Raw genomic sequence first — 15474 nt, 5'->3', positions numbered from 1 at the left:
CACGGTCTGGCCGGAGGTTGCCCGCACCTTCAATTGTTTTGCCGTGCTCAGCTTCGCAAACATCTCGCATTTACCCGGTCTTTACTGCCGTGTACCGGCTGCTCTTTGAGCGGCTGATATGGAGTATCTCCGGTAACTGCTGACGTTTGGTGTTCTGCTGCTGCTTGGCACACAGCTACTTCGCGATGTTATGCACCATCTCTTTACGTGCAGGTGTGGACAGGTTGCCAATCAGCGCATTCAGGCGGTCGTTGACCAGCACCAGGTCACTCATTGCTGCTACTCTCTGATAAGTCGGCCGCCTGCGTAAAGCTGCACCGGCTGCGCGTCATTCTCTGCTGTGGGTTCTCGCCAACGTGATTATCGTGCAGCACATCACCCAGACGCTCGTTGATTTGCTCAAAAGCTGCTGGGCCACACCTCCGAAAAAACGACAAAAATGTATCTGGACCCGCGAGAAAAAAGTTACGTTTTGCTTTAATTTTTCTCGGTTAGAAAAATGTTAAACCGAAAAATAGTGTGGTATAACGGAAAAAGGCCGGAATATAGAAATTCGAGTAAATTTCGAGTAATTTCGGAACGGCCTCTGTAAGTGCTTGTAATGACTTGCAAATAAAAAAAGACCGAACACGATTCCTGTATTCGGTCCAGGGAAATGGCTCTTGGGAGAGAGCCGTGCGCTAAAAGTTGGCATTAATGCAGGCTAAGTCGCCTTGCCTCTTAAGAATAGATTACCGACGCAGGTTTTCCAGTCCGCAGCAAAAGTGGTCAGAAAAAAGCCGCATTTAAGGTGACTGTTTATGCAAAAACAGCAATATCCCCTTGAGGTTATTGCTGTTTTTTTATGGCGAGATTTTATGCGGTTTTTAGCTTTTACACAGCTTCTGAGCGCGTTCTACAAATGGCTCAAGGCTCATTTTCTGCCCCGGATGCTGCGGGTCATCAACCTGAATCACGCCGATCGGCTGCCCGGTAGTTTTACCGCTTTTCACCTGCTGTTCCGCAACATCGTTCAGCGGATACTGCATCAGGGTGCTCGGGTTAATAGCAAACAGGGCGTTACCCGCGCGGCAGCTGAGCATCACCTCTTCGCGGTTGAACGCCCATTTGTCTTTACCCACCTCAAAGCGGCTCACGGTGATAATTTGCGGGGCGGCAAGCGCGGAACTGGCGCAGGCCATCAGCAGTAAAGTCAAAATGCTCTTTTTCATGAATCTCTCATCTAACCAGTTCGTTGCCGTCAGAACGGCTCCCAGGTCGCGAATATACTGACTAGCAGAATTACCGCCACCGATAAAATAACTTCCAGCCAGGTCAGCTGGATGAAACGTTTTTGCGCCCCGGCCCGTGCGGAATCAAAACGCGGCACCAGCAAATAACGGTTAACCAGCGCCAGAATGACCATCACCGCCACCAGCGCTACTTTCAGCGCCAGCAGCCGAAAGTACCCGCTTTCCACAGGCAGAGACCAGCCCAAAATGAGCAGGCCGTTGACAATGCCGGTGACCAGAACGGCCGCCACGGCAAGGTGCCCATAACGGGAAAAACGCATCATCGCCGTAATTGCCGGGCCTCGCCAGCGTGGTTTGCGCGCCATGTGCATACAGACCAGCAGCGGCAGAAGACCGCCCGCCCACCAGGCCGCGCTCAGAAGATGGATAGCGTGATTGATGCGTTGAAAAGCGCCGAGAGCGCCGTCGTGCATTGCGGCATGCCCTGCTCCGGCCAGTAAGATGAGCTGGGCGGCGGCCAACAGCAATAATAATCCCTGTAGCGCACGAGGCCTGAGCAGCACCACGCCAAAAGTAGCCACCGCCAGCAGCAGTTGCCAGATCCACACCGAGCCAAAGCGGGTGCCCGCAACCGCGAGCCAGACATCCGGGGAGAACACATCCGCCCAGCCGTCGCCCATCAGCCCGGCCTGAGCCATAAACAGCAGGCAGGCGCTGAGCAGAGAGAGCCAGACCGCCGGCCGCCACTGCATTTGCAGGCGGCGCACCAGTACCGGTTTAAAACGTTGCGGAGCCAACAGCGAGCAGCAAATGGCGCTGCCAAGCAGCACCATCAACGCGGTGAAATGGACAAAGCGCAGCGCGATGTAAAACGCCGACAGCATGGCGGTTACTTCACGGAGAAGTGGTAGTTGCCTTTAGTTTTGTGCCCGTCAACCGACACGACATGCCAGTCCACCGAATAATCACCCGGCTTTAACGCCTCTTCTACCGGCACAATAAGCTGTTTGTTATCCGTTGCATTGAGCTTCACTTTGCCGGTTTTTACATTCGCCTGCTGCGGGCCGGTAACGGTCACGCCGCTAAAGCCTGGCTCCACGCCTTCAGAGAAACTCAGCGTCAGCGCCTGCGGCGAAGCGGTAACAGCGGCATCGGCTGCCGGGGACTGCTGCTTTAAATGTGCGTGAGCAAGGACGGCAGGGGAAACGGCCATTGCGGCAACAAACGCGGCCACGGTTGCGATGCGGGAAGAGATGAACGCCATATTAACTATTCCTTTTTGTTATGTGATAAGGCGGAAAGGATAACTCCACCCCGATATCAAGTCGAGACGGGATAAGCTATTGTTACTTGTCATCCGTGGCGCAAAACAGTAACTTCTGCGCTGACATTGCAGGAGGATATGATGAGCTACAATCTCGCCGATTTGCCCCAGGAAGAGATGGACAAAGTCAACGTCGATCTCGCCGCCGCGGGCGTGGCCTTTAAAGAACGTTATAATATGCCGATCGTTGCCGAAGTGGTTGAGCGCGAACAGCCTGAACATCTCAGAACCTGGTTCCGCGAGCGGTTAATTGCCCACCGGCTGGCTTCGGTAAAACTCTCTCGCCTGCCGTATGAACCCAAGCAAAAATAAATCATTACCGCTGCTCAACAAGTGACGAAATGGATATTACTCTGTTTCTTGTTAGGGTACGGAAACGTTACGCCTGTATGGCAGGATGCTAAAACCTGTTAATGGAGCCTCGAATGCTGCGCATTATCGATACCGAAACCTGCGGATTGCAGGGCGGCGTGGTGGAAGTGGCCTCGGTAGACATTATCGACGGCCAGATAGTTAACCCGATGAGCGATTTGGTACGCCCCGACCGCCCCATCAGCCATCAGGCGATGGCTATTCATAAAATCACCGAACAGATGGTCGCCGATAAGCCGTGGATTGAAGATGTTATCCCTCGCTACCACGGCAGCCCTTATTACGTCGCCCACAATGCCAGCTTCGACAGGCGAATGCTGCCGGAAATGCCGGGTGACTGGATATGTACCGTCAAGCTGGCTCGTCGCCTTTGGCCGGGGATTAAGTACAGCAATATGGGGCTGTATAAATCGCTGAAGCTTGAGGTAGAAACGCCTGCCGGGCTGCATCAGCACCGGGCGCTGTTTGACTGCTACATCACCGCGGCGCTACTGCTGAAAATAATGGAAGTTTCCGGCTGGAGCGCCGAGCAAATGGTCACCGTTACCGGCCGCCCGGCGCTGGTGACCACCATGATGTTTGGCAAATACCGCGGCAAGCCTATCGCGGAAATCGCCGAGGACGATCCGGGTTATCTTCGCTGGATGCTGAATAACATCAAAGAGCTGGCCCCGGATCTGCGGATGACGCTAAAACATTATCTTGCCGATTAATGCATTCGCCCTGGCAGAGTTCCCTGCGCCAGGGCTATCAGGAAGGCAAACTCCAGCGCCACGCCCTCATAGGCTTTGAAACGCCCCGATTTCCCGCCGTGCCCTGAGTCCATATCGGTACACAACAGGAGCAATGTATCGTCCCGCTTGTGATCGCGAAGTTTTGCTACCCACTTAGCCGGCTCCCAGTATTGAACCTGCGAGTCGTGCAGGCCGGTCGTCACCAGCAAATGCGGGTAAGCCTGCTCGCTAACCTGGTCATAAGGGCTGTATTGCTTCATATAGCGGTAATATTCTTCATCCTGCGGATTGCCCCACTCTTCAAATTCGCCGGTCGTCAGCGGGATAGACTCGTCCAGCATCGTGGTAACAACATCGACAAACGGCACCTGGGCCACCACGCCGTGGAAAAGCTCCGGGCGTAAATTAATCGCCGTGCCCATCAACATTCCGCCCGCGCTACCGCCCATGCCATAGAGCAGGTCAGGATCGCCATACCCTAGTTTTAATAGCTCATCGCAGACGTCGAGGTAGTCGTTGAAGGTGTTCATCTTCTTCAAATATTTACCGTCTTCGTACCACTGCTGCCCCAGCTCACCGCCGCCGCGTACGTGAGCGATGGCGTAGACAAAGCCGCGATCCAGAAGGCTCAGACGGCTACCGCTAAAATCGGCATCCATGCTGCTGCCGTAGGAGCCATAGCCGTAAACCAACAGCGGATTTTTGCCGGGCCGGAAGTGCTTGCGGTGGTAAACCAGCGAAACCGGTACCTGAACGCCATCCCGCGCCGTTATCCAGAGATGCTCGCTGCGGTAGTTGCTGGCCTCAAAGCCCGCAACTTCGGTCTGTTTGATGACCCTGCGTTCGCCGCTGTCCATATTTAGCTCAAACAGCGTGTCCGGCGTGGTCATGGAAGAGTAACCATAGCGCAGGCACGCGGTCTCCGGCTCCGGGTTGTAGCCAAGCCAAGTCACATAGGCCGGGTCATCAAAAGCAATCCCGGTGGATTCTCTGGTGTGGCGGTTAATCTGGCGCAGGCTGGTCAGCCCCTGCTGGCGCTCCTCGACAACCAGCCAGTCTTTGAACAGGGTGAAATCTTCGAGCATCACCTGCTCGCGTGGAGCAATCAGCGTCTCCCACTGTTTTTCATCCCTGACCGCGCTGCGGTAAAGACCGAAGTTTTTCCCGTCTTTATTGGAGCGCAGGTAAAAATTATGCTGGTAGTGGTCAAGCGTGTATTCGTGATCTTTGCGGCGGGGGGCAAATACCTGCGGCTGAGCATCCGCCAGTTCGGCATCCAGCAGCAGTGCCTCGCTGGTGGTCGCGCTGGCAAGATGAATCACAATAAAGTGCTTAGACGTTGTCTTATGCACGCTGACGTAGAAAGTATCGTCTTTTTCCTCATACACCAGTTGGTCATCCGCAACCGGATGGCCAAGCGTATGCCGCCAGACCTGGTAAGGCAGCAGTGTTTTCGGGTGTTTGCGCACGTAGTAAAGCGTTACCGAGTCATTAGCCCAGACAAAGCTGCTGGAGACATTATCCAGCAGTTCCGGGTACCAGTTGCCGGTTTTCAGGTTACGCAGGCGAATGCCAAACTGGCGTCGTGATAAATAGTCCTCGGCCAGGGCCATGACTTCATTGTCCGGCGTAATCGCTAACCCGCCCATGGTGTAAAACTCGCTGTGGGCGGCACGTTTGTTGGCATCCAGCAGCAGCTCCCAGGCCTCCCACTCATCACGCATAGCGGACTGGCGCTGATAAATCGGGTACTCATTTCCCTTTTCATACACCTGCCGGTAGCGATAGCCGTTTTTGACATAAGGAGCCGAGACATCATGCGGCGGAATACGCGCGATCATCTCTTCCAGCAGCCTGTCCTGCAACGCCCGCTGGCTCTCCATTATCGTTTTGCCGTAGTCATTTTCCTGGTTCAGATATTCAAGCACCGCCGGGTCGGCACGCTCATCGTCGCGCAGCCAGTAATAGTTGTCCGTGCGGGTATCGCCATGAGTGGTCATAGCGTGGGGAATTTTTTTAGCTTTTGGCGGCATCAGTTTCTTCATTTGTCATTTAACACCCTGTAAGGGTGGCAAATTCAGGCGAGCTTGCAAGCGAAACGTGAGGGATAACACGAAAATGCCGGGAAGCCCGGCACTGTAAAAGCGGAGAAAATCAGGCGTCAGGCAGGAAGAGCCAGCTTCTGCTGCTGAATGTCCTGCTCAATGCTCGCCCTGACATCCTGCGGGATATTCAGAGCATCGCCCAGCGCGCTGAGGTAACTGCGCTCCATAAAGTGATCGACGTCGATAGCGGTGCAGCTGAGATAATAAAGCTCCAGCGCTTCCTCTTCGTTTTTCACATCACGCGCCAGCAGCTGCGGATCCAGCGGCCGGTCGATGGCTCGCTCAATCAGGGCTTTGCCTTCGCCGTCGATGCCCGTTTCGCGCAGCTGTTGCTCGATGAACTGACGTTCTTTGGCGTCGATATGACCATCGCTTTTGGCGGCAAACACCAGGGCGGTTATCAGGCGCTCCGTGCGCACATCGACGGAAGAGTGCTGATGCCCGTAGCCACTGGCCTGCGGCTGGCTCTGGCGAACCCGCTCTTTGTACTTGTTCCACAACACGCTACCGGCTACCGCACCGCCGCCGACCAACAGAGCGCTGGTGCCGTATTTTGTTAGCAATTTGCGTGAAGACTTGCTTGCCAGCAGTAGCCCCGCCAGCCCGCCGAGTGCGCCGGGCACCAGCAGCTTGCTAAGCCCCTCCGGGCCAGCGCCTGGCTGGGAAGATTGCTGAGAGGACGTTGATTGCCCCAGTAACGACTGAAGCTGCTGTAACCAGTTATTCATGACAGGCACCCCTTATTGGCTTAACTCGTCGAGAGTAGGCCACGGCACGTCAAGAAACGTATCAGAGGGCTAAAGATGGGAAAAGAATCGCGCCGGTAGCCCGGCGCCAGCATGCCGTGTTATGCCGCTTTGGTGCGTTTGCGCCCGGTGTGTTCGCTAACGTTATCTTCAGATACCGCAGCCGGTTCCTGTGCATCCGCTTTTGGTTCAGCAGCGGCAGCTTCTGCCCCGACGCTTGCCGTTTCTGGCTCCGGCAGCTTGCCGTTTTTCAGCACGCCTGCCAGCAGGTCTTTGTTTTCCGCCATCCACATCGCCAGAGTGTCGCTCTGCCCTTCTTCAAGCTCGAGTGGGCTTTGCTGTAGCCATTCACCCAGCACTTCGGCTAGATCCAGCATTTTGTCGTAAGCGTCAGCGTCCTTTTTACTGGCAAAGGCCATTTTCTCTTGTCCCTCTCTCACCACCACATATTTAATTTCGACCGCCATTTTGCAGCTCCATTTACCTGTTTATTTATCCAGTATAACGTCATTCATTTTAACACACAAGCCGGAAAGGCGCTGCCAACGCAAACGTTTTCGTTTATACTGCCGCGGTCTTTTTTCTCTGTTAAGGCTAAATCACATGTCAACGTTGGGAACAGCTCTGCGCCCGGCAGCTACTCGAGTAATGCTGCTTGGCTCCGGTGAATTGGGTAAAGAAGTGGCCATTGAATGCCAGCGCCTCGGCGTGGAAGTGATCGCCGTAGATCGCTACGCCAATGCGCCTGCGATGCATGTCGCGCACCGCAGCCACGTCATCAATATGCTGGATGCCGCCGCGCTAAAAGCGCTGGTTGCCGCCGAAATGCCTGACTTTATCGTTCCTGAAATTGAAGCTATCGCTACCGACGCCCTGCTGGAACTTGAGCAACAGGGCCAGCGCGTTGTGCCGTGCGCTCGCGCCGCTAAGCTGACCATGAACCGCGAAGGTATTCGCCGTCTGGCGGCGGAAGAATTACAGTTACCAACCTCAAGTTACCGTTTTGCGGACAGCGAAGAGGCGTTCCGCCAGGCCGTGCAGGAAATCGGCCTGCCGTGCATTGTTAAACCGGTGATGAGCTCTTCAGGCAAGGGGCAAAGTTTCATCCGCACCGCCGACCAGCTGCCGCAGGCGTGGGAATATGCCCAGCTTGGCGGGCGCGCCGGTAAAGGCCGCGTGATTGTTGAAGGCGTGGTTAATTTTGATTTTGAAATCACGCTGCTGACCATCAGCGCCGTGGACGGGATCCACTTCTGTGCGCCTATTGGCCATCGTCAGGAAGATGGCGACTACCGCGAGTCCTGGCAGCCGCAGCAGATGAGCGACCTTGCCCTTGAGCGCTCTAAAGAGATTGCCGGGAAAGTGGTTACCGCACTCGGCGGGCACGGCCTGTTCGGCGTAGAGCTGTTTGTTTGCGGCGACGAGGTTATCTTCAGCGAAGTCTCCCCTCGCCCACACGACACAGGCATGGTAACGCTTATCTCGCAGGACTTGTCCGAGTTCGCCCTGCATGTTCGCGCCTTCCTCGGCCTGCCTGTCGGTGATATTCGCCAATACGGTCCTGCCGCTTCGGCGGTTATCCTGCCCGAGTTGCAGAGCGACAATGTTAAATACTCGAATGTCGGGGCGGCATTAGGCGGCGGATTACAGTTGCGCCTGTTCGGGAAACCGGAAATCGGCGGTAAACGCCGCATGGGCGTAGCGCTGGCGACCGGGAATAGCGTTGACGAAGCCGTTGCCAGAGCGATTGCTTCTGCGGCTCAGGTAAAAGTTGAAGGCTAAAAAAATCGCCCTTAACTAAGGACGATTTGTTGATTAAGCCCTGCCATCGCGGCGGGGCTTTTTTATTGCTTACTGTTTCGCGCCTTCTACCGCTTCGCGAGCCAGTTTGGTGATACGGTCGTAGTCGCCCGCTTCCAGCGCGTCCGCCGGAACCAGCCAGGAGCCGCCGATACACAGCACGCTTTTCAGCGCCAGGTAATCACGGTAGTTAGCCGGGGAGATACCGCCGGTTGGGCAGAAACGGACCTGGGAGAACGGACCAGCAATAGCCTGCAGGGCTTTGGTGCCGCCATTGGCTTCAGCCGGGAAGAATTTGAACTCTTTCAGGCCGTAGTCCATGCCCAGCATCAGTTCAGAAACGGTGCTGATACCCGGGATAAGCGGGATGGTGCCTTCGGTTGCCGCTTTCAGCAGCGGCTCGGTCAGGCCAGGGCTAATAGCGAACTGTGCGCCTGCCTCCGTCACTTCCGCCAGCTGCTGCGGGTTCAGCACGGTACCGGCACCGATAATGGCTTCCGGCACTTCTTTGGCGATGGCGCGAATGGCGTCCATCGCACACGCGGTACGCAGCGTAACTTCCAGCACACGCACGCCACCGGCTACCAGCGCTTTTGCCATCGGCACAGCGTGTTCCAGCTTGTTTACCACGATAACCGGAACGACCGGTCCTGTTTTCAGGATCTGTTCCGCTGTTGTTTTCCAGTTTTTCATCTGAGCGCCTCTTCAGCCAACTTGTAATTTGTGAACCGCCGCGGCCAAGCCGCCACGGGATTAAAATTTAATGCAGGTTGCGCCTTGTTCAGCGCCGGAAAGCTGTTCACGCAGCGCACCAAACATTTCGCGCCCCGTTCCCACGCGCTCTGCGCTGAGATCCGGGTGATAAGCGGTACGGGCGGCAAGTTCAGCCTCGTCCACCAGCAGCGTCAGTTCGCCGGTCTGGCCGTTAACGCGGATAATATCGCCATCCTGCACCTTCGCCAGCAGCCCGCCATCGTAGGCTTCCGGGGTAACGTGGATAGCAGAAGGAACCTTGCCAGAGGCGCCGGACAGTCTTCCGTCGGTCACCAGAGCAATTTTGAAACAGCGGTCCAATAATACTCCAAGCGGCGGCATAAGTTTATGCAATTCTGGCATGCCGTTGGCTTTTGGCCCCTGATGGCGCACCACTACTACGCAGTCGCGGTCGAGTTTACCTGCCTCAAAGGCCGGTAATACGTCATGCTGGCTTTCAAAGATAACGGCCGGGGCTTCAATTACCTGATTCTCAACCGGAACGGCAGAGGTTTTCATCACCGCGCGTCCCAGGTTGCCGCTCAGCACTTTGGTGCCGCCGTGGCGCGAGAACGGTTTTTCCATGGTCGCGATAACGTCGCTGTCCAGCGGTTTGCTGGCACCTTCGCGCCACGCCAGCTCGCCGTTGTCCAGCCACGGCTCCATGGTGTAATGCTGCAAACCAAAACCGGCAACGGTATTCACATCTTCATGCAGCAGGCCGCCTTTCAGCAGTTCGCGCATAAGAACAGGCACGCCGCCAGCCGCCTGGAAGTGGTTAATATCCGCCGGGCCGTTCGGGTAGAGGCGCGCCAGCAGCGGCACTATCTCAGAAATGTCGGAGAAGTCATCCCAGTTAATAATGATGCCCGCCGCGCGAGCCATCGCCACCAGATGCATGGTGTGGTTGGTAGAGCCGCCGGTTGCCAGCAGCGCCACAATACCGTTCACCACCACTTTTTCATCGATCATTTTGCCCAGCGGCATCCACTCGTTGCCGTTGCCGGTCAGGCGGGTGACCTGCCGAGCGGCCGCGTCGGTCAGCGCGTGACGCAGTTCGGCATCCGGCTGTACAAATGAAGAGCCCGGCAGTTGCATCCCCATAAACTCAACCACCATCTGGTTGGTGTTAGCGGTGCCATAGAAGGTACAGGTGCCAGGGGCGTGATAAGAGGCCGCTTCGGCTTCCAGCAGCGCAAGGCGATCGACTTTACCTTCGGCATACAGCTGGCGAATGCGTACTTTTTCTTTGTTTGGCAGGCCGCTGGCCATCGGGCCCGATGGCACAAAGACCGCCGGCAGGTGGCCAAAGGAGAGCGCGGCCATCGTCAGGCCGGGGACAATTTTATCGCACACGCCGAGGTACAGCGCGCCATCAAACATATTATGAGACAGACCCACGGCGGTAGACATAGCGATGATTTCGCGGCTGAGCAGCGAAAGCTCCATCCCGTCCTGCCCCTGGGTTACGCCGTCACACATGGCCGGAACGCCGCCAGCAACCTGCCCGACTGCACCAACGGAATGCAGCGCTTTGCGGATCTGCTCGGGGTAATGCTCATACGGCTGGTGGGCGGAGAGCATGTCGTTGTAAGAGGTAATGATCGCAATATTGTTACGCAACATGCTTTTCAGCGCGGCCTTGTCATCCGGCTGGCAGGCGGCAAAGCCGTGCGCCAGGTTACCGCAGGCCAGTTCGGAGCGGTGAACGGTTTGGCTCTTAGCCTTCTCGATACGTGCCAGATAGGCTTCTCTCGTTGGGCGGGAGCGCTCAATGATGCGCGATGTTACCCGTAACAAATTTGGATTCATAAAAATTCCTCAGAAAGTGGCTGTTCTCCCGTATTACAGAAGGTTCGTTTTGGGTGCAAAAAACTGACTTACCGCCCATCAACCCTGCTATCGGGAGCAAAATCGCTTCAGCTAGTGTAAATAAAAAAGCCCCGCAGGTGAATCCACGCGGGGCTTTAATTCATAAAAAACTATGCCACTTCTGTGTTAGATCATGTTACCGGTAAAATGAAAGCGATTTGTTATCGCCTGTTTGCCGTTAACCTTCGCGACTGTTACTCAAATTCGTTCCATGAGTGTCCGTCGCGGGTGATCATAGCAACCGATGCTACCGGCCCCCAGGTACCAGCCTGGTAAGGTTTCGGCGCATCGTTGTCCGCAGCCCAGGCTTCGGTGATGGAGTCGACCCATTTCCACGCTTCTTCGACTTCATCGCGACGAACGAACAGCGCCTGAATACCGCGCATGGTTTCCAGCAGCAGACGCTCGTAGGCATCCGCCAGGTGCGATTCGTTAAAGGTCTCGGAGTAGCTCAGATCAAGCTTGGTGGTTTGCAGGTTATGCTTGTGCTCCAGACCCGGCACTTTGTTCAGGATCTGGATATCCACGCCTTCATCCGGCTGCAGGCGAATGGTCAGCTTGTTCTGCGGCAGCTCCTGCCAGGAGTCTTTGAACAGGTTAAGCGCCGGGTTCTTGAAGTAAACCACGACTTCAGAGCATTTGGTTGGCAGACGTTTACCTGTACGCAGGTAGAACGGCACGCCGGCCCAGCGCCAGTTGTCGATGTCCACGCGGATTGCCACGAAGGTTTCGGTGGCGCTGGATTTGTTAGCGCCCTCTTCTTCGAGGTAGCCCGGCACTTTTTTACCCTGAGCAAAGCCTGCGGTGTACTGACCGCGTACGGTTTTATCCCGCACGTTAGTGCGGTCGATGCGGCGCAGGGATTGCAGAACCTTCACTTTCTCATCGCGGATATGGTCAGCAGTCAGATCGGACGGCGGAGACATAGCAATCATGCAGAGAATTTGCAGCAGGTGGTTCTGGATCATGTCGCGCATCTGCCCGGCCTGATCGAAGTAACCCCAGCGGCCTTCAATGCCCACTTCCTCGGCCACGGTGATTTCCACGTGATCGATGGTGCGGTTGTCCCAGTTGTTGGCGAACAGGGAGTTAGCAAAGCGCAGAGCCAGCAGGTTGAGTACCGTCTCTTTGCCCAGATAGTGGTCGATACGGTAAACCTGGCACTCTTCGAAGTATTCACCAACCTGGTCGTTGATCTCCTGGGAGGTTTCCAGCGAAGTTCCCAGCGGTTTTTCCATCACGACGCGAGCAGGTTTGGCATTGAGCTTCGCTTTACCCAAACCTTTGCAGATGGCGCCGAAGGTGCTTGGCGGCATCGCGAAATAGTTGATTGTGACGCGGTTCTGCTGGTCGAGCATTTTCCCCAGTTTGGAGAAAGCGCCGGTGTCGTTGACGTCCAGGTTGCAGAAATCAAGGCGACCGCTCAGTTTTTCCCACAGGCTCTCGTCAATCTTCTCTTTCATGAAGGTTTCGAGGGCTTCGCGTACCACTTTGGTGTATGTCTCTTTATCCCACTCCGCGCGGCCAACACCGAGAATACGGGTGTCCGGGTGGATTTGACCTGCTTTTTCCAGCTGATACAGGGATGGCAACAGTTTCCGGCGCGCCAGGTCGCCTTTTGCACCGAAAATGACCAGATCGCACGCCTGGGCTGTTTGCGTTACCGCCATGTTTGTCTCCTCGTTTCGGATATCCCGGCCGTTACCGCCCCTGAAGGGCGCGGATAGCATTAAGCCGGGCAACTCTTGTAATTTTATTACGCTGCAATGTACTGCTTTTGCTGAATTGACGACAACCGTTAAGCCCGGTTTGATCGCCACATTTGCTAACTTTTCCCAGAATGCCGCACTAAATCGTTATTTGATGCCGTTTTTTCGTACAATGTAACCGGTGCCAAAGTTAGACGCCGATCATGTAATGAAAAAAAACAACAACATTATGTCAGTGACACGCCCTTTAACATTTTAGCGAGAGTATATTCTTGCTAAATCGGCCCACGATTTCTCCAGTTAATGAAATCGCTAAAACCCATGAGTGCCCGTCTTTATGAATATGCTGGAAAAAATCCAGTCTCAGCTGGAACACCTTAGCAAATCAGAGCGCAAAGTCGCAGAAGTGATTCTCGCCGCTCCCCAGGATGCCATCCACTCCAGCATCGCCACCCTCGCCCGCAGCGCTGATGTCAGTGAACCGACCGTTAACCGCTTCTGCCGCCGCCTGGAAACCAAAGGCTTCCCTGATTTTAAACTACATCTCGCCCAGAGTCTGGCGAATGGCACGCCTTATGTAAACCGCAATGTTGATGAAGATGATAGCGTCGAGTCTTACACCGGCAAGATTTTCGAGTCCGCAATGGCGAGCCTCGACCGCGTGCGCCAGTCGCTGGATATGTCCGCCGTTAACCGCGCGGTAGACTTGCTGACACAGGCAAAGAAAATTGCCTTCTTTGGCCTCGGCTCTTCCGCCGCCGTCGCCCATGACGCAATGAACAAATTTTTCCGTTTTAACGTGCCGGTTATCTACTCGGACGATGTCGTCATGCAGCGCATGAGCTGCATGAATTGTACCGAACAGGACGTCGTGGTGCTTATCTCCCACACCGGGCGGACCAAAAATCTGGTCGAGCTGGCGCAGCTGGCGCGTGAAAACGATGCCATCGTGCTCGCTATCACGTCCGAGGGCAGCCCGCTTGCCCGGGAAGCCTCGCTTTCACTGCTGCTTGACGTCCCGGAAGATACCGACATTTATATGCCGATGGTTTCGCGGCTTGCCCAGTTAACCGTAATTGACGTGCTGGCAACCGGCTTTACTTTGCGCAGGGGCGCAAAATTCAGGGATAACTTGAAGCGAGTCAAGGAAGCGCTCAAAGAATCGCGCTTTGATAAAGAACGTCTTATCTCAGGCGATGAACGTTAAATTTTGATAACAAAGTTGTAACTTATTAGGCTGTTCGGTTACGTTGTCATGGGTGCTCACAGCGCACCCTGACCCACCGAGTTTTGTTCACGCAACACCAAGTTGTTTCAGTCAACGGAGTAATACATGTCCAGACGGCTACGCAGAACCAAAATCGTTACCACCTTAGGCCCGGCAACCGACCGCGATAATAATCTGGAAAAGATTATTGCCGCCGGCGCTAACGTGGTGCGTATGAACTTCTCCCACGGCTCGGCTGAGGATCATCAGCTGCGTGCGGATAAAGTTCGTGAAATCGCCGCAAAACTGGGGCGGCATGTCGCGATCCTCGGCGATTTGCAAGGTCCAAAAATCCGTGTTTCAACCTTCAAAGAAGGTAAAGTATTCCTCAATATCGGCGACAAATTCCTGCTGGACGCCAACCTCGGTAAAGGCGAAGGCGACAAAGAAAAAGTCGGTATCGACTACAAAGGCCTGCCTGCCGACGTGGTGCCAGGAGATATCCTGCTGCTCGACGATGGCCGCGTACAGCTGAAAGTGCTGGACGTTCAGGGCTTGAAAGTGTTCACCGAAGTGACCGTTGGCGGCCCGCTTTCCAATAATAAAGGCATCAACAAGCTGGGCGGCGGGCTTTCCGCCGAGGCGCTGACCGATAAAGATAAAGCGGACATTCTGACCGCGGCGAAAATTGGCGTTGATTACCTGGCCGTTTCCTTCCCTCGCTGCGGCGAAGACCTGAACTACGCCCGCCGTCTGGCGCGCGACGCAGGCTGTGACGCGAAGATCGTGGCGAAAGTTGAACGCGCCGAAGCCGTCTGCGATGAAGCGGCGATGGACGACATCATCCTCGCCTCTGACGTGGTAATGGTTGCCCGCGGCGACCTCGGCGTAGAGATTGGTGACCCGGAGCTGGTCGGTATTCAGAAAACCCTGATTCGCCGCGCCCGTAAGCTTAACCGCGCCGTGATCACCGCGACCCAGATGATGGAGTCGATGATTACCAACCCAATGCCAACCCGCGCCGAAGTCATGGACGTGGCAAACGCCGTGCTGGACGGGACCGATGCGGTAATGCTGTCTGCCGAAACCGCTGCGGGCCAGTATCCTGCGGAAACCGTTGCCGCAATGGCTCGCGTCTGCCTTGGTGCAGAGAAGATCCCAAGCATTAACGTTTCCAAACACCGCCTGGACGTGCAGTTCGACAACGTGGAAGAAGCGATTGCCATGTCGGCCATGTACGCGGCGAACCACCTGAAGGGCGTTACCGCCATTATTTCCATGACCGAGTCCGGGCGTACCGCTCTGATGACCTCGCGCATCAGCTCCGGTCTGCCGATTTTCGCCCTCTCCCGCCACGAACGCACTCTTAACCTGACTTCGCTGTACCGCGGCGTCACGCCGGTCTATTTTGACAGCGTTAACGAAGGCGTTGTGGCCGCAAGCGACGCGGTAAACCTGCTGCGCGATAAAGGCTACCTGATTTCCGGTGACCTGGTTATCGTGACCCAGGGTGACGTGATGAGCACCATCGGCACCACCAATACCACCCGTATTCTTTGCGTTGAGTAATCCGCACACGCTATAACCGGGCAAGCTCTGCAAGGGCCGCGAGATATCATC

14 protein-coding genes are annotated in these 15474 nt (G+C 55.5%); 5 read left to right on the top strand and 9 right to left on the bottom strand.

Going from position 1 to position 15474, the window contains the following annotated elements; all coding sequences use genetic code 11:
• Window positions 1-866 precede the first annotated feature (866 nt).
• From ACG1VR_RS09360 to yobA, 3 genes are read right to left on the bottom strand one after another with little or no spacing between them, the layout of a single operon-like run.
• Window positions 867-1211: a YebY family protein gene (locus ACG1VR_RS09360; protein ID WP_016536926.1), complete on the bottom strand. Its 345-nt coding sequence runs from the start codon at window positions 1209-1211 to the stop codon at window positions 867-869.
• A 29-nt stretch (window positions 1212-1240) separates the two neighbouring features.
• On the bottom strand, window positions 1241-2116 hold the full coding sequence (gene copD, locus ACG1VR_RS09355; protein WP_395490768.1) for a copper homeostasis membrane protein CopD: 876 nt from the start codon (window positions 2114-2116) through the stop codon (window positions 1241-1243).
• Window positions 2117-2121: 5 nt separating this feature from the next.
• Window positions 2122-2496, bottom strand: coding sequence for a CopC domain-containing protein YobA (yobA, locus tag ACG1VR_RS09350; protein ID WP_016536928.1), 375 nt, complete (start codon window positions 2494-2496; stop codon window positions 2122-2124).
• Window positions 2497-2637: 141 nt separating this feature from the next.
• Between yobA and ACG1VR_RS09345 the strand changes: the two genes are divergently transcribed.
• Together ACG1VR_RS09345 and exoX are read left to right on the top strand one after the other, a co-directional pair.
• Complete coding sequence (locus ACG1VR_RS09345; protein WP_039898338.1) at window positions 2638-2868, top strand: DNA polymerase III subunit theta; 231 nt, start codon at window positions 2638-2640, stop codon at window positions 2866-2868.
• Between the two features lie 113 nt (window positions 2869-2981).
• Window positions 2982-3641 carry an exodeoxyribonuclease X gene (gene exoX, locus ACG1VR_RS09340; protein ID WP_016536930.1) on the top strand — a complete coding sequence of 220 codons (660 nt, stop codon included), beginning with the start codon at window positions 2982-2984 and terminating at the stop codon, window positions 3639-3641.
• Here exoX and ptrB read toward each other — a convergent pair.
• From ptrB to ACG1VR_RS09325, 3 genes are all read right to left on the bottom strand, one after another.
• Window positions 3638-5695, bottom strand: coding sequence for an oligopeptidase B (ptrB, locus tag ACG1VR_RS09335; RefSeq protein ID WP_395491081.1), 2058 nt, complete (start codon window positions 5693-5695; stop codon window positions 3638-3640). The genes exoX and ptrB overlap by 4 nt on opposite strands.
• 128 nt (window positions 5696-5823) lie before the next feature.
• Window positions 5824-6495, bottom strand: coding sequence for a tellurite resistance TerB family protein (locus tag ACG1VR_RS09330; protein ID WP_016536932.1), 672 nt, complete (start codon window positions 6493-6495; stop codon window positions 5824-5826).
• A 119-nt stretch (window positions 6496-6614) separates the two neighbouring features.
• Window positions 6615-6980, bottom strand: coding sequence for a YebG family protein (locus tag ACG1VR_RS09325; RefSeq protein ID WP_395490767.1), 366 nt, complete (start codon window positions 6978-6980; stop codon window positions 6615-6617).
• A gap of 136 nt (window positions 6981-7116) precedes the next feature.
• Between ACG1VR_RS09325 and purT the strand changes: the two genes are divergently transcribed.
• Window positions 7117-8295, top strand: a complete 1179-nt coding sequence (gene purT / locus ACG1VR_RS09320; protein ID WP_039898340.1) for a formate-dependent phosphoribosylglycinamide formyltransferase — start codon at window positions 7117-7119, stop codon at window positions 8293-8295.
• A 69-nt stretch (window positions 8296-8364) separates the two neighbouring features.
• Here purT and kdgA read toward each other — a convergent pair whose 3' ends face one another.
• The 3 genes from kdgA to zwf all read right to left on the bottom strand — a co-directional run bounded on the left by kdgA (window position 8365) and on the right by zwf (window position 12608).
• On the bottom strand, window positions 8365-9006 hold the full coding sequence (gene kdgA / locus ACG1VR_RS09315; protein ID WP_016536935.1) for a bifunctional 4-hydroxy-2-oxoglutarate aldolase/2-dehydro-3-deoxy-phosphogluconate aldolase: 642 nt from the start codon (window positions 9004-9006) through the stop codon (window positions 8365-8367).
• Window positions 9007-9066: 60 nt separating this feature from the next.
• Window positions 9067-10878 (bottom strand): phosphogluconate dehydratase, encoded by a 1812-nt coding sequence (gene edd, locus ACG1VR_RS09310; RefSeq protein ID WP_395490766.1) that lies wholly within the window; start codon window positions 10876-10878, stop codon window positions 9067-9069.
• A 254-nt stretch (window positions 10879-11132) separates the two neighbouring features.
• Window positions 11133-12608 carry a glucose-6-phosphate dehydrogenase gene (zwf, locus tag ACG1VR_RS09305; protein ID WP_039898342.1) on the bottom strand — a complete coding sequence of 492 codons (1476 nt, stop codon included), beginning with the start codon at window positions 12606-12608 and terminating at the stop codon, window positions 11133-11135.
• Between the two features lie 376 nt (window positions 12609-12984).
• On the opposite strand from zwf, the gene ACG1VR_RS09300 reads away from it, so the two are divergent.
• Both ACG1VR_RS09300 and pyk read left to right on the top strand, forming a co-directional pair.
• Window positions 12985-13854 (top strand): MurR/RpiR family transcriptional regulator, encoded by an 870-nt coding sequence (locus ACG1VR_RS09300; protein ID WP_395490765.1) that lies wholly within the window; start codon window positions 12985-12987, stop codon window positions 13852-13854.
• 126 nt (window positions 13855-13980) lie between these two features.
• The gene (gene pyk, locus ACG1VR_RS09295) at window positions 13981-15423 is read left to right on the top strand and encodes a pyruvate kinase (protein WP_016536940.1); all 1443 of its coding nucleotides are present in this window, start codon (window positions 13981-13983) and stop codon (window positions 15421-15423) included.
• The last annotated feature ends 51 nt before the right edge of the window (window positions 15424-15474 follow it).

The sequence above is a fragment of the Cedecea davisae genome (genome assembly GCF_044095835.1).
GTDB lineage: Bacteria > Pseudomonadota > Gammaproteobacteria > Enterobacterales > Enterobacteriaceae > Cedecea > Cedecea davisae.
Note: the sequence above shows the minus strand (reverse complement) of the source record. Positions and strands in the feature narration are given on the sequence as shown.